Genomic DNA, 22,373 nt, shown 5'->3' with positions numbered 1-22,373 from the left:
AGGTAGCGTATACGAAACATTTTATCCACGCTTCACTGCGAACCGCTGCCCTTGCTGATGCACGTTTACTCGTCCATGAAACCGGAAGTGGCTGGCGATCATCAACCAGTACGGCGGCGACATCAAAGAAACTTATGGCGTACCGGTTGAAGAAATCGTCGAAGGCATCAAGTATGGCGTGCGCAAGGTCAACATCGACACCGACCTGCGTCTGGCATCCACCGGCGCAATGCGTCGCCTGATGGCCACCAACCCGAGCGAATTCGACCCACGTAAATTCTTCGGCGCGACCGTGACTGCAATGCGTGATGTGTGTATCGCTCGTTATGAAGCGTTCGGTACTGCGGGTAATGCTTCGAAGATCAAGCCGATCTCCTTGGAAGCGATGTTCCAGCGTTATCTGAAGGGTGAGTTGAACGCTAAGGTTAACTGAGCCTGATCGTTAATTTGCTGATTCAAGAAACCCGCCGAAAGGCGGGTTTTTTGTGCTCTGGGGTTACCCTCTTGTGAAGTTCATATTGTAGGTCTTACCCACATTCGGCCCGCCTGCGAGAACTTTAACAGTACCGCCCAACTGATTGTCGTTGCCATCGGACGACTTCAGGGTGATGGTGAGTGAACTGTCTCCATGCCCATATTCATCCCCATCTGAAGCTTTTGCTTTTGCCTGAAGATTAAAAGATCTGGATGTCTTCGCGGTATAGTTCCCGGTGACGGTGAAGTTAAGCCCGTAATATTTCATTTTCCCATTATTTAACTTGCCACCCTGTTGGCTTAGGTCATCAAATGTAAGTGTGGCGGGATTGCTTTCGCCTGTATCAGAGACGGTTCCTTGGAAAGTAAGCATTATTTTCTTAACCTTTTGCTCGCGATATTTAAGGCTCGGGCTAAATTTCAGTCCGAAGTCGTTTTTCCGGTATCACGCTGATGAGGTTAAGTTGAAGTCTGTTTCTTGTAACCTGATAGAAATGACAGTTTTTTATAGTCATTCGCGATGATCTGTTCGGGTAATTCATGAATTCGGTATAAGAAGTTGGAATTTAAGCAGGTCTGTTCCCTTTATTTAAGCAATTTGAGCGAATTTCACCCACGTAAGATCTCCGGAGTCACTGTGATCCCGATGCGTGATGTGTGTATCGCTCGTAATGAAGTATTCGCTACTGCCGGTAATACTTCGAAGACCAAAACGATCTCGCTGGAAGCGATGTTACTGGCGTTATCTGAAGGAAGAGTTGAAGACTAAGGGCAAATAAGTCGGAGCGTTGGACTGTTATAGAATAAACCCGCCGCGGGGCGGGTTTATCTGTGGATGATTTCCCATCAGTGACAAGGAATTGTCACCTACAGCGGACATCCAAGAGGTTTTTAGATGAAAAGTCCGATATGGGTGGCTATTCCTTCAACTCCACGTGATCCAGCGCTTGATTCACCGCCAGTTCACCGAGCATGACGACCTGCGCTATGCCCAACGCAGTCTTGCGGTGTGAGGTGTCGAGCATGGCGGCGAAGTTGTTGAGCATTTCGCTGGCTGAACCCAGGGTTTCGCTGGCGTTGGCCAGCAGGGATTCGGTGTTGTACTTCGGGTTGGCGAGGTACATCGGCTCGGGTTTGTTGGTGCTGGCCATGATGCAGGCGGCGGGACTGAGGTAGTGGTCGAGGGCGCGTTCAGCGGCGTCGTTGAGTTTTTTGGAATTGAGGGATTCGTACGGGGAGGCCGGGTCGGTGACCGGCGGGTGAGGCGTTGATTTGATCATTTGCTCGAAACCTGATTGTAGTGCCCCCGCTCTGGCTACTAATCAAAGTGGAGGCAACTGTACGCAGGTTAGTAGACCGGGGTTTCGAGCAAGCCGGCGCACCCGAAGGTGCCCTGCGCACAGCTACCATCAAGCGCAGGAATCGGAATCCCTGACTGATAGATGCTTGAGCACCAAGCTTGAAACCACGGGCTACTAAACCCGATCACTGGAAATCAGTGACGCGAATCAAGTTACCGATGGCCCGCCAGGCGCACAAGCCGGCGGATTCTGGCGTACCCGTAGGCAACGACGCAAGCTGTTGTAGGCATCCGGAAGTAACGGCCGACAAATCTAAACAACCACGTTTAAAGGATGTCCGACTGGCAATAAATAACACTGTGGCGAGGGAGCTTGCTCCCGCTGGACTGCGCAGCAGACCTCGCTTTTTCAGGGCCGTTGCGCGCCCCAGCGGGAGCAAGCTGCCTCGCCACAGGATGTGTGTCAATAAAGAGTTATTTGTCGTGGTCGATATCGAGTTTGCTGAAGGTGACCTGGCCGCCTTCGCTGGTGTAGCCGGTGTTGTCCTGCACATAAACCCCGGCCTTGAAGTACAGCGGCTTGTTGCGCCACGTCGCGCTGATCTGGCTGTCCCACTGATAACCCGCCGCGCTGATGCCGAGTGCGCCGCCGGGGCTTAAGTGGATGAGGTAGTTGAATTCGCGATCCAGTTTGATCCCGGTGGCGAGGGTGATGACCCGGCCCTCGTCGTCATCCGAGTGCATGCGCACCTTGATCACCAGGTTACCGGTCTCGGTTTTGGTCTTGTATTGGTACTCGAGTTTGACCATCGGCTTCTGGCTTTCGTACGCGTGGATCTGGCCGATGACAATCTTGCCGGAGCTGGGCACCTTGTTCACCGTCACGGTGGCACGCAACGAGTTGTCGGCGTCGGGGTAATACCAGTTGCGCAGGGTGCCGTTGCTGTAGGTTTCGCGCAGTTCGGTGCGCGGGTAGATGGCGTTTTCGGTTTTTGACCCGGTAACCGGTGACCAGAAGAACAAAGTGCCGGTGTCGGAATGGAAGTACTGATCCTTGAAGCCGTTCACCAGTTTGGAGGTTTCGACGGTGTATGGCGGGCTGCCAACGGGAACGCTGAGGTTCCAGGTTGCGAGGTCGATCATGTCGGTTCTTCCACTCAAGTTTCACTGCACGCACGTGCCAGAAGCTCTAGGCCGCACGTTTTGGGGCGGCCTTTATAAGCGTAGAGGGTTTTTTTGTTAACCGCCGTCCGGCGGACGTTTGGCGTCAACATCCTGTCGAAATGCCATCTTTCCCGGTTTCAGGGGCCTTCACGCGTGACCGTTAGTCGGCTAGACCTGACATTGGTTAAATGATGGCCTGATGACAGCTTCTGCTTTTGCAGATCCGCGACTAGAGTGAAGGCTCAGTATGTGTACGGTTTTTACCGGAACCGGTCTGATGTCCCGACAAGAGAAGCAGCATGGAATGCGTGCAACCCCCGCCAAGTGAAGGCAGCTCTGTCCTTTTGATCGTTGATGATTACCCTGAAAACCTGATCAGCATGCGCGCGTTGCTGCAGCGTCAGGATTGGCACGTGTTGACCGCGGCCTCCGGTTTCGAGGCGCTCAATCTTTTGCTCGAACACGACGTCGATCTGGTGCTGCTGGATGTGCAGATGCCGGGCATGGACGGCTTTGAAGTCGCGCGCCTGATGCGCGGCAGTCAGCGTACGCGCCTCACGCCGATTATTTTCCTGACTGCCAACGAGCAATCCCAGGACGCCGTGATCAAGGGCTACGCCAGCGGCGCGGTGGATTACCTGTTCAAACCGTTTGATCCGCAAATCCTTAAACCGAAAGTGCAGGCGTTGCTGGAACACCAGCGCAATCGCCGCGCGTTGCAGCGCTTGAGTCATGACCTGGAAGTGGCGCGCGCCTTCAATGCCTCGGTGCTGGATAACGCTGCCGAGGGGATATTGGTGGTGGGCGAGGATGGCTTGATCCGCTTTGCCAATCCGGCGATTTCGCGCCTGCTGAACGCGCCGGTGAAGGAGCTGGAGGGTAAGGAATTTCTGGATTATCTGCAGAAACCACACATCCCGCTGTGGGCCGAATCCGAGTTTTACGCCAGCTTCAAGCGTGCTGAAACCCTGAGACTTCACGATGCGTTATTGCGCACAGCGCCCGGCCAGCAGGTGCCGGTGGCCTTGTCCTGCGCGGCGCTGCCCACTGAACAACAGGCGATGGTGGTGACGGTTCTCGACATGTCGGTGGTGCGCCACCTGCACCAACAGCTCGAATTCCAAGCCGTGACCGATCCCTTGACCGGGTTACTCAACCGTCGCGGTTTTTACCAGACCGTGGAGAACCTGTTGTTGCGCGGTGAGCGCAGCGACAGCAGTTGGGTGCTGCTGTATCTGGACCTCGACGGTTTCAAGCGGGTCAATGATTCCCTTGGCCACGATGCCGGCGACCGCGTGTTGCGTTGGGTGTCCGAGCAGTTGAAGGCGTGTCTACGGCCGTTCGACATTCTTGCGCGCATGGGCGGGGATGAATTTACGGCGTTGCTGGATCTGGAGTTTCCCGAGCAAGCGGCGAAGATCGCCGAGAAACTCATCGAACGTGTGTCGATCTGTCAGCAGATCGAAGGGCTGGACATCGCCCTCGGTGCCAGTATCGGCATCGCGACGTATCCGGATTGCGGTTCGAACCTCGACGGATTACTGCGCGCCTCGGACATCGCCATGTACGAGGCCAAGCGCGCCGGGCGTCAGCAATATCGTTTTTACGATCACGAAATGAATGGCCGGGCGCGCTCGCGTTTGATGCTCGAGGAGAGCGTGCGCACGGCCATCGAAAACCGCGATTTCAATCTGGTCTATCAACCGCAGGTGGCCATCGACAGCGGCCAGATTCGTGGCTTTGAAGCGCTGTTGCGCTGGCAGCACCCGAGCGTTGGCGATGTGCCGCCGGGGTTGTTCTTGCCGTTGCTGGAGGAGGCGCGATTGATCAGCCGTCTCGGCAGCTGGATTTATCATCGCGGTGCCGGTCAGCGCAAAGCCTGGGAAACCCTGTTTGCCGAAGACCTGGTGCTCGGCGTGAGTTTGAGCAACACCCAGTTCAGCCTGCCGAATCTGGTCACCGAGTTGCGTCAGGTCATGGAGCGACATTCTTTGCAGCCACGGCAATTGGAAGTCGAGGTCACCGAAGAAGCATTGATGCAAAACCCGGATGAAACCCGCAAACAACTGCGTTTGCTGCGCAATCTCGGGGTGCGCGTGGCGCTGGACGACTTCGGCTCCGGGCCGTGTTCGCTGACGCATCTGCGTGACCTGGAGCTCGATACGCTCAAGCTTGATCGCCATCTGATCGCCCGGTTGCCGGACTCCGAAAGGGACGCTTCGCTGGTGAGCACGGTGATCAACCTGTGCAAGCAATACGGTTTGCTGGTGATTGCCGAAGGTGTCGAAACCATCGAGCAGTATCAATGGCTGCAAGCCCACGGCTGCGAGTATGTGCAAGGCTTCCTCGTCGCACGACCACTGATCGCCGAGGACGTTGCAAGCTTCGCCGCGCCGTTTGACTGGAGCGCACTGCCCGGTTGAATTCGCTACACTGGCGCACCTTTTTCGAACCGTGTCGCTCGTCCATGACTGTGTTGAAGTACCTCCAGGCCTATCCCGCGCAACTTCAGGATCAGGTGCGCCAACTGATTGCCGACGGGCGTCTGGGTGAATACCTGGATCAGCGCTATTCGGGGCGGCACGATGTGCAGAGCGACAAGGCGCTGTACAGCTACGCACTGGACTTGAAGCAGGAATATCTGCGCAACGCCCCGGCCATCGACAAAGTGCTGTTCGACAACCGCCTCGATCTGACCCACCGTGCGCTCGGTCTGCACACCACGGTTTCGCGAGTGCAGGGCGGCAAGCTCAAGGCCAAGAAAGAGATTCGTATCGCCTCGCTGTTCAAGGATGCCGCGCCGGATTTTCTGAAGATGATCGTGGTGCATGAACTGGCGCATTTCAAAGAGTCGGATCACAACAAGGCGTTTTATAAATTGTGTGAGCACATGCTGCCGGGGTATCACCAGGTCGAGTTTGATCTGCGCGTGTACCTGACGTGGCGGGATCTGCAGGCTTAACAGTACGCAACCAGGAAGGTGTGGATGGACGTCAGCAAGACCAAAAGCAGTTTCTACCGCCGCTTGTACGTGGCGTACCTGATCGACAGCGGTCTGGCGCCGAGTGTGCCGACGCTGACCGAAGTGACCGGCATGCCCCGGCGCACGGCGCAGGACACGATTGCGGCACTGGCGGATCTGGATATCGTTTGTGAATTCGAGCAGGAAGAGGGCGCACGCAACCATGCCGGGCGCTATCGGATTCGCGAGTGGGGGGCGATTGATCGCGGGTGGATCGAGCGTAATTTGCGGCAGATCAAGGCAGTGCTGGAATATCCCTGAGTCCTGCGTTGACTGAGCTGAAGCCATCGCTGGCAAGCCAGCTCCCACAGGTTTTTCTGTCATTCACAAAAAGTGTGTTTGCCGCAGATCTCTGTGGGAGCTGGCTTGCCAGCGATGGGGCTTTCAGGAGCGACGCATCCCGATATGCGGAATGTAATCCTCCAGATACTCCTCACCCGCCACCACAAACCCGTACTTGCCGTAATACCCCTGCAAATGCGCTTGTGCCGACAGATAGATCGGCACCTGTGGCCAATGCTTCTCGGCCTGTTTCAGCGCCTGTTCCATCATTTCGTGCCCAAGCCCTTTGCCTCGCCCTTGCGGCGCAGTTATCACCCGGCCGATCACCACGTCACCGCCCTGGGATTCCGGATCCAGCAGGCGCAGATACGCCATCAACTGGTCATCCTCCCAACCCATCAAATGATAGGTGTCACCGTCCAGATCCTGGCCATCGAGGTCGGGGTAGGCGCATTTCTGTTCGACCACGAAAACTTCCGAACGCAGTTTCAGCAGTGCGTACAACTGTTCTTTGCCCAAATCACTGTGATGTTTGCAGACCCATTCGATTGTCATTTTTCGATTCCTTGAAGGCGTCGCCCGATACTAAGCGCAGACGCCAAAGATGTCTGTATGGCTGAAGAGTCTGTGATAAAGGTCAAAATGCCATCATTCCTTTCTCGCGACGGTGTCTTCTTTGTGTAATCTGCTGGAGAGCGCTGTGCACTGGCTTCAATGAGCTAACGTTAGGGCCTGGGTTTCGCCGGTAAGGGGCCTTGGGTTTTGACTGAAAAATACGCCGGGCAGCTCGCCCGCTAAGGATTTTCAAGCATGCCGCGATTGCATCGAGCCTTTGCTTTGATCGGATTGCTCTTGCTGGGTCAGAACGCTGCAGCCGATAAGCTGCGGCTGGTATTCGATATCTGGCCACCCTTTACCGACGACACGCTGGTCAATGGCGGCCTGGCCACCGACATCGTCAGCACCGCGCTGGCCCGGGCCGGTTATGCCAGCGGTTATGAACAGGTGCCGTGGGCACGGGCGCTGCTGGGTGTCGGCGAAGGCCGTTACGATGTACTGGTCAACGCCTGGTACAACGATGAGCGGACGAAACTCGGGCAGTTTTCCGGTGAGTACCTGCTCAACCGCATCCGCTTCCTCAAGCGCAAAGACACGCCGCTTGAATACTCCAATCTGCAGCAATTGCACACATACCCGATTGCAGTGGTGCGCGGTTATGCCTATTCGCCGCCATTTGATGCCGACACGGCGTTGCAGAAAGTCCCTGTGCATAACTTCGCCATGGCGGTGCGCATGCTGGCGGCGGACCGGGTCAAGTTGACGCTGGAGGACGAGTATGTCGCGAAGTACTACCTGGCGCGGGAATCAGCCAAGGTGCGCAATTCGGTGGAGTTCTTGCCCAAACCGTTGAGCGAGAACAGCCTGCATATATTGGTGAGCCTGAAAAATCCGCAGCATGAGCAGATCGTGGCGGGGTTTGATCGGGCGATAGCGGCGATGAAGGCGGATGGCAGTTATGACCGCTTGCTGCGCCAGCATGGGATGTAGGTGTCTGATCCCAGAGTTGTGTTGTTGCTGAGGGCCTCATCGCTGGCAAGCCAGCTCCCACAGGGTCTTTGGTGAAGCACAATTTTGTGAATCACTCGACCCACTGTGGGAGCTGGCTTGCCAGCGATGAGGCCAGTCAGGCCACCTCAAACTTCGGAGGTGTCCTTGATCAAATGCGCCGCTAACGTGCGCAACGGCCCCAACTGCCGGCAGATCAACGCCAATTGCGTCTGCACCAGGCGCTGCCCTTCATCAATCTCATCGGGCATCTGCTCCAGTTCGTTGGCCAGCGCTTCTTCTTCATCACTCTGAATCGCAATCGGCTGCTTGCTCGCTAGCCCCTGGGCGATTTCATCAATGCTCGTCGCCAGCTTCACCCCGGCCCCATCGATCAAATGCTCTCGCACCTCCGCCGGCAACTGCGTCTCGCGGTGCGCACCCAGCCCTGACAGGTAACTGAGCAAGGTGTGCGACAGCACCAGAAAGCGGAAACCGACATCCGCTTCTTTGCGGAAATGCCCCGGCTCCATCAGCATGTTCGCCAGTGTCGTCGACAGCGCCGCATCGGCGTTATGCGCATTGCGCCGGGCCAGACGATAAGCGAGGTCGTCGCTCTTGCCGGCGGCATATTGCTGCATGATCTGGCGCAGGTAGATGCTGTTGCAGGTCAGGGTGTTGGCCAGCACTTTGTTCAGGCGTCGGCCCTGCCAGTCAGGCAGGAACAGGAACACCGTCAGGCCGGCAATCAGGCTGCCGAGCAAAGTATCGAACAGTCGCGGCAGGAACAGCCCGTAACCGTCGCCGACCTGGTTGAAGCAGAACAGCACCATGATGGTGATCGCCGCCGTCGCCAAGGTGTAGCGCGTGGTGCGGTTGGTAAAGAACACCACGCCGGCGGCGATGGCGAAACACGACTGCACCAACGGACTCGGGAACAGATCGAACAGCGCCCATGCCACGGTCAGGCCGATGGCCGTGCCGAAAATCCGCTGACCGAGTTTGCGCCGCGTGGCGCCGTAGTTCGGCTGGCAGACGAACAGGGTGGTGAGGATGATCCAGTAGCCTTGCGACGGGTGAATCAAATGCACCATGCCATAGCCGATGCTCAGCGCCAGCGGCAGGCGCAGGGCATGGCGGAACAACAACGAAGTCGGTGTCAGTTGCGTGCGCAGGCGAATCCACACGTCCTTGAGGTTGCGTGGCGAGCGGTCGAGCAGGCTGCTGTCGGTGGCGTCGGCGAGGGCGTCGGGGTTACTCGCGTCGCTGAGCAAACGGTCGAGGGTGCCGAGGTTGGCTGCCAGTGCGCGCAACGAACGCAGGAGTCCGCGCCATGCCGGATTGCTCTGGATGCGCAGGTGTTCGAGGGAGGCGTCGAGGTCGCTCAGCGCTTCGGCGAAACTGGCGTCATAGATGAACGGCTGGCGCATCTGGATCGATTCGGCCAGTGCGCGGCAGGCTTTGCCTTGCTGGCGCAACAGGCGTTGGCAGCGGAACAGCACATCACTGTGGAAAAACGCTTCGGCCAGCGCATTGTAGGGATAGTGCGAAGAGCTGGCGCGTTCGTGGATGTCCTGAGCGAGGAAGTACAACTTCAGGTAACGGCTGACTTTCGAGCCGGGGCGACCGTTGCCGACCCGGTGCAGAATGATTTCCTTGGCACTGTTCAGTGCCGCCACCACGCGGCCATTTTGCTGGGCCAGCTCCAGCCGTCGTGCTTCGACGTCCATCTGCCGGATCGGCTCGAACAGCGAGGATTTCAACTTCAGGTAAAACCCCAGTTCACGGAACAACCGCGCCAGGCTCTGCTGTACCGGCTGATTGGAAAACATCGCCTGCCACAACACCGAGAGCAAGCCGTACCACGCCGCACCCGCCACCAGCAGCATCGGTTCGTGCCAGAAATCAGTGACCGCACCACCGCGTTGATCGACGCCGATCATCGTGTACACGGAAAGAATCAACGTTGCCGAGGCAATCGCCCCATAACGCTCGCCGAGCGCACCGAGCATGGTCAGGCCGAAGCTGGCCAGCGCCAAGGCAATGGCAAACACGATGGGGTAGGGGAAGAGCAATTCCACCGACAGCGCGGCGATGCTGAAACACACCAGCGTCACCGCGAGTGCGTTGAGGCGGCCCTGCCAACTGTCGTCGGTCTCGGCCAGGGCGCTGGCGATAATGCCGAGGAACAACGGGATCAGCAGGCCCATTTCATCCTGATACCAACACAGCGCCATGCTGCCGGTCAGGGCGATGAACACCCGCACGCTGTAGCTGAATTTATCCAGCGCCCACAGGCGCCGCAAAGACTGACGAAACGAGGTCGAGGACATGAAGTGCGAAGGCCTTCCGAGGCGATGCCGCTAAATTGAGCCAGTAATGACGCCGACGCAATGGCGCCGATCACATCTGACAGCAAAAAGTGTTCCTTTGAGATCTTGTGCTGGATTAAATCTTGAATTGGGCACGGAACCCTGTGGGAGCTGGCTTGCCAGCGATGGCTGCCTGACAGGCAACAATTATGTTGGATCCGCCGGCCTCATCGCTGGCAAGCCAGCTCCCACAGGATTTTGTATTTAGCTTTGAATCAAGCGTACTGCGCAGCCGCGTAACCCGAGGCCCAGGCCCACTGGAAGTTGAAGCCGCCCAGGTGGCCGGTGACGTCGAGCACTTCGCCGATGAAATACAGGCCCGGGCTTTTCAGCGACTCCATGGTTTTGGAAGACACTTCGCGGGTATCCACGCCACCGAGTGTTACCTCGGCGGTGCGATAACCTTCAGTACCCGCCGGCACGACTTTCCAGCTGCCGAGCTTCTCGGCGATCTCCGCCAGTTCCGCGTGGGTGTACTGCTTCATCGGCTTGGAGATGAACCAGTTGTCCGCCAGCAGGTTGGCCATCTTCTTGGTGAAGATTTCACCCAGCAACGTTTTCAGCTCGCTATTGGGGCGTTCGGCCACTTGCTGTTGCAGCCAGCTCGCGGCGTCGTGATCCGGCAGCAAGTTGATCTCCACCGTGTCGCCGGATTCCCAGAACGAGGAAATCTGCAGAATCGCCGGACCACTGAGGCCACGGTGCGTGAACAGGATATTCTCGCGAAAGCTCTGCTCGTTGCAGCTGACCAGGCAATCCACCGAAGTCCCGGACAGTTCGGTGCACAATTCCTTGAGCTGATCGGTGATGGTGAACGGCACCAGCCCGGCGCGGGTCGGCAGCAGTTCATGGCCGAATTGCTTGGCCACCTGATAACCAAAACCGGTGGCGCCCAGCGTCGGGATCGACAGACCACCCGTGGCAATTACCAGCGACTGGCACTGGACTTGACCGAGGGTGGTGTCGAGCAGGTAGCCATTTTCGACTTTCTCGATGGTCTGGATCGAGGTGTCCAGACGCAGGTCGACACCGACTTGATCGCATTCGGTGAGGAGCATTTCGAGGATGTCGCTGGACTTGTTATCGCAGAACAGCTGGCCGAGTTTTTTCTCGTGGTACGGCACGGCGTGCTTGCCGACCATGCCGATGAAATCCCACTGGGTGTAACGCGCCAGTGCCGATTTGCAAAAATGCGGGTTCTGCGAGAGGAAATTGCTCGGCTCGGTGTACATGTTGGTGAAGTTGCAGCGGCCACCGCCCGACATCAGGATTTTCTTGCCGGCCTTGTTCGCGTGGTCGAGCAGCAACACCTGACGCCCGCGCCCGGCGGCGGTCAGTGCACACATCAACCCAGCGGCGCCAGCGCCAATGATCACGACTTCGGTAGAGCGCAAAACGGTGTCCTCACACAATGATCGTTCCCACGCTCTGCGTGGGAATGCCGCCATGGACGCTCTGCGTCCGCTGTTGAATCGTGACGCGGAGCGTCACAGGATGCGTTCCCACGCAGAGCGTGGGAACGATCGGGTCAGAGGATACGCACGCGCAGCGAACGGCCCTTGATCTTGCCGTCGTTCAAACGCTGCAAAGCCTGCATGGCCACAGTGCGGTCAACCGCCACGTAGGCCTGGAAATCAAAGATCGCGATCTTGCCAACCTGCGCACCCGGAATGCCGGCGTCGCCGGTCAATGCGCCAAGAATGTCGCCCGGACGCACTTTGTCTTTACGACCAGCGCCGATGCACAGGGTAGTCATTGGCGGTTGCAGCGGGGCAAGGCCCTGGGACTTGAGGTTGTCGACCTGATCCCAGTTCAGCGGCGATTTCTGCAGTTGTTCGATGGCTTGAGCGCGGTGTGCTTCGCCCGGGGCAACCAGACTGATCGCAATGCCTTTCTCGCCAGCACGACCGGTACGGCCGACGCGGTGAATGTGGATTTCCGAATCGCGGGCCAGTTCGACGTTGATCACCATGTCCAGCGCGTCGATGTCCAGACCACGGGCGGCAACGTCGGTGGCAACCAGTACCGAAGTACTGCGGTTGGCGAACATCGCCAGCACCTGGTCGCGGTCACGCTGTTCCAGATCGCCGTGCAGGCCGACGGCGGAAATGCCTTTGGCGGTCAGGTGATCGACGGTTTCCTGCACCTGCTGCTTGGTGAAGCAGAAGGCTACACAGGACGCCGGGCGGAAGTGGTGCAGGACTTTGGTCACTACGCTCATCCGGTCTTCCGGGGAAATCTCGTAGAAACGCTGCTCGATCTGCGTGTCATCGTGGAACGCTTCGGCTTTCACCGTTTGCGGGTCACGCATGAACTTCGAGGCGAGTTGTTTGATGCCCACCGGGTAAGTCGCGGAGAACAGCAGGGTCTGACGACGCTCTGGCGTCTTGACGATGATGTCTTCGATGGCGTCGTAGAAACCCATGTCGAGCATGCGGTCGGCTTCGTCGAGGATCAGCGTGTTCAGGCCATCGAGCACCAGCGAGCCCTTGCGCAGGTGCTGCTGAATGCGCCCCGGGGTGCCGACGATGATGTGCGCGCCGTGTTCCAGCGAAGCGATCTGCGGGCCGAACGACACGCCACCGCACAGGGTCAGGACCTTGATGTTGTCTTCGGCACGGGCCAGACGACGGATTTCCTTGGCAACCTGATCGGCCAGCTCACGGGTCGGGCAGATTACCAGCGCCTGGCAACCGAAGTAGCGCGGGTTGATCGGGTTGAGCAGGCCGATGCCGAACGCAGCGGTTTTGCCGCTGCCGGTCTTGGCCTGGGCGATCAGGTCCATCCCCTTGAGGATCACCGGCAAGCTCTGCGCCTGGATCGGCGTCATCTGGGCATAACCGAGTGATTCGAGGTTAGCCAGCATGGCGGCGGACAGCGGCAGAGTATTAAAAGCGGTGGCGATGGTGGTCACGGGACTGGCCTGCAAAACAAAATGTCGCGCAGTGTAGCAGCCCCGGGCCACTTTCCTCGAAAGTTCTGGACGAACAGTGACTGAATCAACAGCCCAGAGTTGTTCCCGGACCATAGATGAAGCTGTGGCAGAGGAGCCTCTGTGGTGAGGGGATTTATCCGCGATGGGCTGCGAAGCAGCCCCAAAACCTGCCGCCTCAGTGCATCAGACTGATCGCATTCAGCTTTCTTGGGGTCGCTGCGCAACCCGTCGGGGATAAATCCCCTCACCACAAAGCTCCCTCGCCACAAAAGCCCTTCAGCGCAAATCAGTGTTCGATGTGCTCTTCCGGGCGTTTGGCGCGGCGGCCGTCTTCTTTCGACAGTTGCGAGAAAATTGTCGCCGCCAGCATCGCCATGATCCCGACCGTGACGAAGGTCAACTGGAACGCGCCCAATACGGTCTCGACGCCGTCGTTGCCGATCTCCGCCGTGAACCCGCCGAGCAGCGCGCCCGCGCAGGCAACCCCAAGACTCAGGGACAACTGCGCCACCACCGAGAGCAAACTGTTGCCGCTGCTGGCGCTCGCATCATCCAGATCAATCAACGTCACCGTATTCATCGCCGTAAATTGCAGCGAGTTGATCGCGCCGAGAACCGCCAGCAGACACAGCAGCAGCCAGTACGGTGTCTGCTCGCTGACCAGGCCCATGCTCGCCAGCATGATCCCCAGCGCCAGTGTGTTGCCGGTCAGCACAATGCGATAACCGAGACGTTCGATCAGCGGCCGCGCCACCCATTTGGCGACCATCGCCGCAGCGGCCAGCGGCAGCATGCTCATCCCCGCTTGCGACGGCGAATAACCGAGCGCCACTTGCAGCAGCAACGGCACCAGAAACGGCAGGGCACCGCTACCCAGACGTGCGAACAGATTGCCGAGAATGCCCACGGCAAAGGTGCGGGTCTTGAACAGTGACGGCGCGAACAGCGGGTTTTCGATGTGTCCGGCGCGCAACCAATACGCTGCCAGACAGGCCATGCCGCCGAACAACAGCAACATCACCCGCAGGTGCGGCAGGTGCAGTTCGCCGAGCCCTTCCATGGCGATGGTGATCAGAATCATCGCCGCGCCAAACAACAGGAAACCAAGACTATCGAAGCGTGTGCGCTCGGTGCCGCGCAGGTCGGGGATGAACTTCCACACTGCGTAGCAGCCGATGACGCCGACCGGCAGGTTGATCAGGAAGATCCAGTGCCACGTCAGGTATTCGACCATCCAGCCGCCCATGGTCGGGCCGATCAACGGGCCGAGCAGGCCGGGGATGGTGATGAAACCCATGATCCGCACCAGTTCCGATCTTGGATAGGCACGTAAAACCACCAGTCGACCGACCGGCAACATCAGCGCGCCGCCCAAGCCTTGGATGACGCGGGCGCCAACCAGCATGCTCAGGCTGCTCGACAACGCGCAGAGCAGCGAGCCGAAGCTGAACAGGAGGATCGCGCCGAAGAAGATTTTCTTGGTCCCGAAGCGGTCGGCGATCCACCCGGAAGCGGGGATCAACAGCGCCACGGTGAGCATGTAGGAGATGACCACACCCTGCATGCGCAGAGGGTCTTCGGCCAGATCTCGGGCCATGGCCGGCAGGGCGGTGTTGAGGATGGTCCCGTCGAGGGACTGCATGAAGAACGCAATGGCGACGACCCACGGCAACCAGCGGGCGGTGATGGCGTCGAGAGGCGGGCGAGTGGGCATGGAACCTCTGAGAAAGTGGATCAGACGGAACACTACCCTGTGGGAGCTGGCTTGCCAGCGATGAGGCCCTCAGATTCAACATCGTTGTTGCCTGAAAGTCCGCCATCGCTGGCAAGCCAGCTCCCACAGGTACTGCGGTGTTGCGGTATTACAAGGTCAGGGTCAGTCGGCTGACCAGCGCCCCCGGCAGCAACGCCGAGGAAGTATTGCGCTGGCTATACGTACTCGCCGACAGCAGCAACTCACGCTCGGCGGTCAGTGCTTCCAGCTGCGAACCCAGCAAGCTGTAGGCGCTGTCATCGAAACGCATGGTGCTGACCGGGGCCTGGATTTCGCCGTTCTCGACCCAGAAGGTCGCGAAGCGGGTCATGCCGGTCATGCGCGCCGCCGGTTGATCCGAGAAGTTCAGGTACCACAGGTTGCTGATGTACAGCCCGGTGCCCAATTGCTTGAGGATCTCTGCTTGCGACAGATCACCGGCAGCCATGTTCAATGCACTCGGCGATTCACCGCCGCTGGCACCGTTGGCCGTCAGGCCGTATTCGGCCGCACTGCGCGAACCGACCAATTGATCGCCAGCCTTGCCTTCGACGATCAGGCGCAGATCGCTGCGTGGATAACCTTCACCGGAAAACGCCGGGCTCAACGATTCGCTGACTTTCTCATCCAGCGACACCAGCGGGCTGAACGCCTGATCGCCGACATAGAGCTTCTGCAACGGGCTGCTTTTGCTCGCGATCGATTGCGCCGAGAAACCGCCCCAGCTCAGCATGCCCATGATTTCTTCCAGCGCCGCCGGCGCCAGATACGCGCGGTATTGCCCCGGTGCCAAGGTGCGCAACGGCCGACCAAGGAATTCCAGTTGCTCGCGCGCCTGCTGGAAGCGTTTGGCGAAACCATCGCTGCTCCAGTCGTGCCCGGCGTAACTGGCCTTCACGGCCTCGCCGTTCTCGTGGAACAGGCTGAAATCGAAGTTGAAGCTGTTCGCCTGATGCCAGCCGAAGGCGCCTGAAGAACTGGCGAAACCACGGCTGATCGGGCCGGCGGCATAGAAGCCCACCAGGTCCAGACCTTCGGCGGCGGCGCAGATTTCGTCGACTACCTGCTCGGTGTCCGGCAGCGGATGCTCCTGCACGTTATTGCTCTGCCAGCCATTGTGGTTGAGCAACAGATACGGATCCTGCGGCAGCAGCGGCAGGGTTTCGCGCAATTGTTGCAGGCCTTCGGCGAGGCGTTGCAGGTCGCCTTCCAGATCACCGGAGAGGGTGATGTGCAAGTCGGCATGGCGGCCGTCGTTGATCAGTTTCAGGCCGACATCGGCCTGCTGCACTTGCCCGGCCTGACGCACCTTGGCGTGGTTGAAACGCACGAACGCCGACGATTCGGCGGCATAGCTGAGGGTGAACTGTTCCGGCTCGCGCACTGTGTCGCGCAGCCAGTTGACCAGTACTTTAAAGGCCTCAGCCTGATTCTTGACCGTACTCATCAGGCGTCTCCCCCAAACACATCAACATTGCTGAATACGCAGGCCGGCGAAGCGTGGCCGACGCGGATCACCTGGTTCGGTTCGCCCTTGCCGCAGTTTGGCGTGCCCAGCACCTTGACGGTGTTGGCGTCGCCGACGGCGCGCAGGCTTTTCCAGAAGTGCGCGGAAATCGCCCGGTAGTTCGGGTTTTTCACCACGCCTTTGAGTTCGCCGTTTTCGATCAACTGGCCCCATTCGCAGCCGAACTGGAATTTGTTGCGTGCATCGTCAATCGACCACGAGCGGTTGGTGCTCATCAAAATGCCGTGCTCGATGCCTTCGATCAGCTTGTTCAGCGGCTGGTCGCCCGGTTCGATATTGAGGTTGGCCATACGGTCGATCGGCGCGCGGTTCCAGCCACAGGCGCGACTGTTGGCGACACCGTCGAGACCGGCGCGGAACTGCGACAGAGCACCGCCCAATGGTCGCAGCAGCAGGCCCTCGCGAATCAGGAATTGCTTGCTGGCCTTGCTGCCATCGTCGTCGTGGCCGTAACTGGCGAGTTCTTCGGGGATGCCCGGATCGAAGGTCACGTTGAGCAGTTTCGAGCCGTATTGCAGGCTGCCGAAATCAGATGCTTTGACGAAACTGGTACCTGCGTAATTGCGCTCGTCGCCGAGAATCCGGTCGAGTTCCAGCGGGTGACCAATGGATTCGTGGATCTGCAGCATCATCTGATCGGGCATCAACAGCAGGTCGCGCGGCCCTTGCGGAGTGTTGGGCGCGAGCAGCAGTTGCAGGGCCTGGTCGGCCACCTGCGGACCGGCACCAACCAGGCCGCAGCGGCTGATCACGTCAGCGCCGCCCTGTTGGCCGAAGTTCTCGCGGCCGAGGCTGCGGGTCTGGCTGTCGTTGCCGTCGTAGGCGGTGACGTCGAGGCCTGGGTAGACGAAGCGCTGGGCCTGACGCAATTCGGCTCCGGCGCTGCTCAGGTAGATCTGCTCGACATGGGTAATGCCGATGCTCACTTCCCAATTCACCAGGCGCTCATCCTTTGGCACCGAGGCGGATTCCGCGCCGAGCAACTCAAAGCATTCGCTCAGGGACGGGAAGGGTTGTTCGAGATTGGGTGAAAAGTAGTCAGCGCGGTCGCTGGAAACGGGCTGATCGCGCAGGTCGAGCAGCGCGTGCGGCTTGAGCCGGCGGGCCTGGATTTCTGCGCGCTCAAGGGCAGCTTGCAGGCCTTGTTGCGAGAGGTCGTTGGTCGCCGCATAGGCTTCAACGCCATTGACGCGAACGGTAAGCATCGCGCCTTCATCACGGCTCAGGCTTGGCGGTTCGGCGACGTTCTTGCGCACCGACAGATACTGGCCGGACTCGCGTACATACCGCAGGGAAAAAAACTCAGCGCCCGTGCGCAAGGCAGCGAAGCGCTGCTTGAGCTGGGGGTGGAAATCGAACATTCGGGAACCTCCTTGTTATGGAGTTGCGGGGTGAGGCGATTCGGCGGGGAGGGGTGAAACGGTTGCGCGAGGTCTAGAGTAGGCCTGCGTGGGGGTAGGATCAAGTGAAGAGGGGGTGTAGGAGGAATTACTGTGCAGCGGGGGAATTTGTGCTGAATGTGAGGGCCCCTTCGCGAGCAGGCTCGCTCCCACAATTGATCTCCAGTGAACACAAAATCTGTGAGTACTCAAAAACAATGTGGGAGCGAGCCTGCTCGCGAAGGCCGCGCCTCGGTATTACTCAAGGGCCTCATCGCTGGCAAGCCAGGCTCCCACCGGTTTTTTTGTTGAACACAATATTTGTGAACGACGCAAAACCCTGTGGGAGCTGGCTTGCCAGCGATTAGCCGTGACGCGGTATAACGGAATTACTGAGCAGCAGGCGTGATATCACGCATCGGCTTGCCCTTCACTGGCGCATTGCCTGCGACGTAATACGGCGCGGTGCTACGCGGCAGCGGCTTGCGACCACGGATCTTGTCGGCGATTTTCTCGGCCATCATGATCGTCGGTGCGTTCAGGTTACCGGTGGTGATGATCGGCATGATCGAAGCATCGACCACGCGCAGACTCTGCATGCCGTGCACACGACCTTCGCCATCAACCACAGCCATGTCGTCGGTGCCCATCTTGCACGAGCAGGACGGGTGGAACGCGGTTTCGGCGTGCTCACGGATGAACTTGTCGAGCTGCTCATCGGTTTGCACTTCGATGCCCGGGCTGATTTCGCGGCCACGGAAAGCGTCCAGAGCAGGCTGCTGCATGATTTCACGGGTCAGGCGGATGCCGTCACGGAATTCCTGCCAGTCCTGCTCGGTGGCCATGTAGTTGAACAGGATGCTCGGGTGTTGACGCGGATCCTTGGATTTGACCTGGATGCGGCCACGGCTCGGCGAACGCATAGAACCCATGTGCGCCTGGAAGCCGTGCTCTTTCACACCGTTGCTGCCGTTGTAGTTAATCGCCACCGGCAGGAAGTGGTACTGGATGTTCGGCCATTCGAATTCCGGACGCGAGCGGATGAAACCGCCGGCTTCGAACTGGTTGCTGGCGCCGATGCCGGTGCCGTTGAACAGCCACTCGGCACCAATGGCTGGCTGGTTGTACCAGAGCAGCGACGGGTACAGCGAAACCGGCTGAGTGCAGGCGTATTGCAGGTACAGCTCAAGGTGATCCTGCAGGTTTTCACCGACACCCGGCAGATCGTGTACGACCGGGATGTCGAGGCTTTCCAGCAGTTTTGCCGGGCCGACACCGGAACGTTGCAGAATCTGCGGCGAAGCGATGGCGCCGGAGCACAGCAGGACTTCTTTGCGGGCTTTGACTTCAACGCGCTCTTCAGCGTCGCCGACCAGGTAACGCACGCCAACGGCACGCTTGCCTTCGAACAGGATCTTGTCGGTCAGAGCGTGAGTGACGATGGTCAGGGTCGAACGCTTCTTGGCGACATCGAGGTAGCCACGGGCGGTGGAAGCACGGCGGCCGTTCGGCGTCACGGTGCGGTCCATCGGACCGAAGCCTTCCTGCTGGTAGCCGTTCAGGTCTTCGGTGCGCGGGTAACCGGCCTGCACGCCAGCTTCAACCATGGCGTGGAACAGCGGGTTGTTGCCAGCCTTCGGCGTGGTCACGCTGACCGGACCGTCGCCACCGTGGTAGTCGTTCGGGCCGATGTCGCGGGTTTCCGCTTTGCGGAAGTACGGCAGGCAGTCGAGGTAGCTCCAGTCTTCCAGGCCTGGCAGTTTTGCCCAGCCGTCGTAGTCCATCGCGTTACCACGGATGTAGCACATGCCGTTGATCAACGAGGAACCGCCGAGGCCTTTGCCGCGACCGCATTCCATCCGGCGACCGTCCATGTGTGGCTCTGGATCGGTTTCGTACGCCCAGTTGTAGCGACGACCCTGCAGCGGGAACGCCAGTGCGGCGGGCATTTGCGTGCGGAAGTCGAAACGATAGTCCGGGCCGCCGGCTTCGAGCAGCAGAACGGTGACGCCGGCGTCTTCAGTCAGACGGGTCGCCAGGGTGTTACCGGCCGAGCCGGCACCGATGATGATGTAATCGAATTCTTGGGACATTGAATGCACCCTCTTTGAAGTTGGTCAGGTCAAGATCGCCGGGACGCTGCAAAACCTAAGCAGAGGAGGAAACTCCCTGTGGAGAAGATCCTCTGTGGTGAGGGGATTTATCCCCGACCGGCTGCGCAGCAGTCGTTAAGTCAGCGACTGGGTTCTGTCTGGAGAATTGCAGTGTCTGGAGGGGGCTGCTTTGCAGCCCATCGGGGATGAATCCCCTCGCCACAAGGGCCCATCCAGACTCTGCGTCAGATCAGAACACCGAGACGTAATCGCCCAGCTCGACCTGTACCGATTTGATGCGCGTGAAGTTGTTCAGCGAGCTGATCCCGTTCTCACGGCCAACACCCGACTGCTTGTAACCGCCCACCGGCATTTTTGCGTCGGACTCGCCCCAGGCGTTGATCCAGCAGATACCGGCTTCCAGTTGATGAATCACGCGGTGTGCGCGGTTCAGGTCTTTGGTGACGATACCGGCGGCCAGGCCGAAGTCGGTGTCGTTGGCACGGCGGATCACTTCTTCTTCGGTTTCGTAGGAGAGGATCGCCATGACCGGGCCAAAGATTTCTTCACGAACGATGGTCATGTCGTCGGTGCAATCGGTGAACACGGTCGGAGCAACGAATGCGCCTTTGGCGAATTCGCCGTCGGTCAGACGCTCGCCGCCGCACAGTACGCGGGCACCTTCTTCTTTACCCTTGGCGATGTAACCCAACACGCTTTCCATGTGCGGGAAGCTGACCAGCGGGCCGAAGTTGGTGTTTTCGTCTTCCGGGTTGCCGATGCGGATGCGCGCAACGCGCTCAACGATCTTGGCTTCGAAGGCGGCTTTCAGATGAGCCGGTACGAACACGCGAGTGCCGTTGGTGCAGACCTGACCGGAGCTGTAGAAGTTGGCCATCATCGCGGTGTCGGCAGCGCGATCCAGATCTGCGTCGTCGCAGATGATCAGCGGGGATTTGCCGCCCAGTTCCATGGTCACGTCTTTCAGCGACGAAGCCGAAGCGCTGGCCATGACTTTCTTGCCAGTGTCGGTGCCGCCAGTGAAGGAGATTTTTTCGATGCGCGGGTGCTCGGTCAGCCAGGTGCCGACTTCACGGCCGCTGCCGGTCAGAACGTTGAACACGCCATTCGGAACGCCGGCTTCGGTGTAGATCTCGGCCAGTTTCAGGGTGGTCAGCGAGGTGACTTCGCTTGGCTTGAAGATCATCGCGTTACCGGCCGCCAAGGCTGGAGCGGATTTCCACAGCGCGATCTGGATCGGGTAGTTCCACGCGCCGATACCGGCCACCACACCCAGCGGCTCGCGACGGGTGTAAACGAAAGAAGTGTCACGCAGCGGGATCTGCTCGCCTTCGATGGCGGGTACCAGGCCTGCGTAGTATTCCAGCACGTCGGCGCCGGTAACGATGTCGACGTACTTGGTTTCGGAGAAGGCTTTACCGGTGTCCAGGGTTTCCAGAGCAGCCAGTTCATCGTTGCGCTCGCGCAGGATGTCGACGGCGCGACGCAGGATGCGCGAACGCTCCATGGCGGTCATCGCAGCCCAGATTTTCTGGCCCTTTTCAGCGCTGACGACAGCGCGCTCGACGTCTTCCTTGGTCGCACGTTGCACCAGTGCGAGGACTTCACCGTTAGCCGGGTTGATGGCTTCGAAGGTGGCATCGCTGCCGGCGTCGGAGTACGCACCATCGATGTAAAGTTTTTGCAGTTCGAAACGGGCCATAGTGTCCTCGCAAGTGCATTAGTGGTTGGCGTTGACCACCGCGGTGAGGCTGCGGTGGCGTTCAGGGGCCGAGCGTTTTCTGTGTGCTCTAGCTCACCTTCTTGGCCAATTGGAAATCCATGTATTCGTAAGCGATCTGTTGCGCCTGCGCCGTGTCGAAAGCGTCTCCCGACAAAGCGCCGCGCAACCACAAGCCATCAATCAACGCTGCCAGGCCACGCGCTGCGGTGCGCGCATCTTCGAGCGGCAGCACACGGCGGAACTCGCAGCACAGGTTGGAATACAGACGGTGATCGTTGATCCGCTGCAACCTGTGCAAAGACGGCTGGTGCATGCTGGTGGCCCAGAAGGCCAGCCAGGTTTTCATTGCCGGGCCATTGACCTGGCTGGCGTCGAAGTTGCCTTCGATGATCACCTGCAGATGCGCCCGTGGGCTGCTGTCTGCCAGCGCCTGACGGCGCGCGGTGACGTTCTCGCTGAGGACGTTCATCAGATACCGCATCGTGGCGGCAATCAGGCCGTTCTTGTCCTGAAAGTAATGACTGATGATGCCATTCGAGACACCGGCCAAACGGGCGATCAGCGCAATGCTGGCGTCCCCCATTCCGACCTGATCGACCGCCTGCAAAGTGGCTTCGATCAGTTGTTGGCGGCGGATGGGTTGCATACCGACCTTGGGCATCTTGCACATCTCCTTAGGCCTTCCGAGGGGCGAATGACGCCTATCGGATTGAGGGCCAGTCTATTTTGTTTTGATTGAACGTTCAATCAACAAAGAATAAGATCTGCGACAAATCGTCGCT

General features: G+C 59.1%; 17 protein-coding genes and 1 pseudogene. 5 read left to right on the top strand and 13 right to left on the bottom strand.

The annotated features are described in order from the left end of the window. Window positions 1–88 precede the first annotated feature (88 nt). Window positions 89–433, top strand: a pseudogene (locus tag KI231_RS27320) (class II fructose-bisphosphate aldolase); the annotation flags it as partial. 63 nt (window positions 434–496) lie between these two features. Here the strand turns inward: KI231_RS27320 and KI231_RS27315 are convergent. The 3 genes from KI231_RS27315 to KI231_RS27305 all read right to left on the bottom strand — a co-directional run bounded on the left by KI231_RS27315 (window position 497) and on the right by KI231_RS27305 (window position 2,917). Beyond that, window positions 497–847, bottom strand: coding sequence for a hypothetical protein (locus KI231_RS27315; RefSeq protein ID WP_103304261.1), 351 nt, complete (start codon window positions 845–847; stop codon window positions 497–499). 544 nt (window positions 848–1,391) lie between these two features. Continuing rightward, window positions 1,392–1,754, bottom strand: a complete 363-nt coding sequence (locus KI231_RS27310; RefSeq protein ID WP_213026814.1) for a DUF6124 family protein — start codon at window positions 1,752–1,754, stop codon at window positions 1,392–1,394. A gap of 494 nt (window positions 1,755–2,248) precedes the next feature. After that, on the bottom strand, window positions 2,249–2,917 hold the full coding sequence (locus KI231_RS27305) for a polysaccharide lyase family 7 protein (protein WP_213026813.1): 669 nt from the start codon (window positions 2,915–2,917) through the stop codon (window positions 2,249–2,251). Window positions 2,918–3,237: 320 nt separating this feature from the next. Here KI231_RS27305 and KI231_RS27300 point away from each other — a divergent pair, with 320 nt between their 5' ends. From KI231_RS27300 to KI231_RS27290, 3 genes are read left to right on the top strand one after another with little or no spacing between them, the layout of a single operon-like run. Beyond that, window positions 3,238–5,361, top strand: a complete 2,124-nt coding sequence (locus tag KI231_RS27300; protein ID WP_213026812.1) for a putative bifunctional diguanylate cyclase/phosphodiesterase — start codon at window positions 3,238–3,240, stop codon at window positions 5,359–5,361. A 44-nt stretch (window positions 5,362–5,405) separates the two neighbouring features. Beyond that, entirely contained in the window at window positions 5,406–5,900 is a 495-nt protein-coding gene (locus KI231_RS27295) for a M48 metallopeptidase family protein (protein WP_103304376.1), read from the top strand. Between the two features lie 24 nt (window positions 5,901–5,924). Then, window positions 5,925–6,221 carry a winged helix-turn-helix domain-containing protein gene (locus KI231_RS27290; protein ID WP_007913779.1) on the top strand — a complete coding sequence of 99 codons (297 nt, stop codon included), beginning with the start codon at window positions 5,925–5,927 and terminating at the stop codon, window positions 6,219–6,221. A 123-nt stretch (window positions 6,222–6,344) separates the two neighbouring features. Here the strand turns inward: KI231_RS27290 and KI231_RS27285 are convergent, their stop codons facing one another. Next, a complete protein-coding gene (locus tag KI231_RS27285) occupies window positions 6,345–6,797 on the bottom strand; it encodes a GNAT family N-acetyltransferase (RefSeq protein WP_213026811.1) in 453 nt (150 codons plus the stop codon). Window positions 6,798–7,052: 255 nt separating this feature from the next. Between KI231_RS27285 and KI231_RS27280 the strand changes: the two genes are divergently transcribed. Beyond that, window positions 7,053–7,790, top strand: a complete 738-nt coding sequence (locus tag KI231_RS27280; RefSeq protein ID WP_103304256.1) for a substrate-binding periplasmic protein — start codon at window positions 7,053–7,055, stop codon at window positions 7,788–7,790. A gap of 146 nt (window positions 7,791–7,936) precedes the next feature. Here the strand turns inward: KI231_RS27280 and yccS are convergent, their stop codons facing one another. The 9 genes from yccS to betI form a co-directional block, all read right to left on the bottom strand. Beyond that, window positions 7,937–10,120 (bottom strand): YccS family putative transporter, encoded by a 2,184-nt coding sequence (yccS, locus tag KI231_RS27275; protein WP_213026810.1) that lies wholly within the window; start codon window positions 10,118–10,120, stop codon window positions 7,937–7,939. Between the two features lie 254 nt (window positions 10,121–10,374). Then, complete coding sequence (locus KI231_RS27270) at window positions 10,375–11,553, bottom strand: BaiN/RdsA family NAD(P)/FAD-dependent oxidoreductase (protein WP_213026809.1); 1,179 nt, start codon at window positions 11,551–11,553, stop codon at window positions 10,375–10,377. A gap of 134 nt (window positions 11,554–11,687) precedes the next feature. Continuing rightward, window positions 11,688–13,073 carry an ATP-dependent RNA helicase DbpA gene (gene dbpA / locus KI231_RS27265; protein ID WP_008085781.1) on the bottom strand — a complete coding sequence of 462 codons (1,386 nt, stop codon included), beginning with the start codon at window positions 13,071–13,073 and terminating at the stop codon, window positions 11,688–11,690. A 307-nt stretch (window positions 13,074–13,380) separates the two neighbouring features. Next, complete coding sequence (mdtD, locus tag KI231_RS27260) at window positions 13,381–14,808, bottom strand: multidrug transporter subunit MdtD (RefSeq protein WP_103304251.1); 1,428 nt, start codon at window positions 14,806–14,808, stop codon at window positions 13,381–13,383. Between the two features lie 148 nt (window positions 14,809–14,956). Continuing rightward, window positions 14,957–16,294: a TldD/PmbA family protein gene (locus KI231_RS27255; RefSeq protein ID WP_103304250.1), complete on the bottom strand. Its 1,338-nt coding sequence runs from the start codon at window positions 16,292–16,294 to the stop codon at window positions 14,957–14,959. Next, window positions 16,294–17,736 carry a TldD/PmbA family protein gene (locus KI231_RS27250; protein WP_213026808.1) on the bottom strand — a complete coding sequence of 481 codons (1,443 nt, stop codon included), beginning with the start codon at window positions 17,734–17,736 and terminating at the stop codon, window positions 16,294–16,296. Before KI231_RS27250 ends, KI231_RS27255 begins: the two co-directional genes overlap by 1 nt. A gap of 407 nt (window positions 17,737–18,143) precedes the next feature. Continuing rightward, window positions 18,144–19,847: a choline dehydrogenase gene (gene betA, locus KI231_RS27245; RefSeq protein WP_213026807.1), complete on the bottom strand. Its 1,704-nt coding sequence runs from the start codon at window positions 19,845–19,847 to the stop codon at window positions 18,144–18,146. 250 nt (window positions 19,848–20,097) lie between these two features. Beyond that, window positions 20,098–21,570 (bottom strand): betaine-aldehyde dehydrogenase, encoded by a 1,473-nt coding sequence (betB, locus tag KI231_RS27240; protein ID WP_103304247.1) that lies wholly within the window; start codon window positions 21,568–21,570, stop codon window positions 20,098–20,100. 88 nt (window positions 21,571–21,658) lie between these two features. Further along, entirely contained in the window at window positions 21,659–22,252 is a 594-nt protein-coding gene (gene betI, locus KI231_RS27235) for a transcriptional regulator BetI (protein ID WP_213026806.1), read from the bottom strand. Window positions 22,253–22,373 lie beyond the last annotated feature (121 nt).

The organism is Pseudomonas sp. Seg1, from assembly GCF_018326005.1.
Classification (GTDB): domain Bacteria; phylum Pseudomonadota; class Gammaproteobacteria; order Pseudomonadales; family Pseudomonadaceae; genus Aquipseudomonas.
Note: the sequence above shows the minus strand (reverse complement) of the source record. Positions and strands in the feature narration are given on the sequence as shown.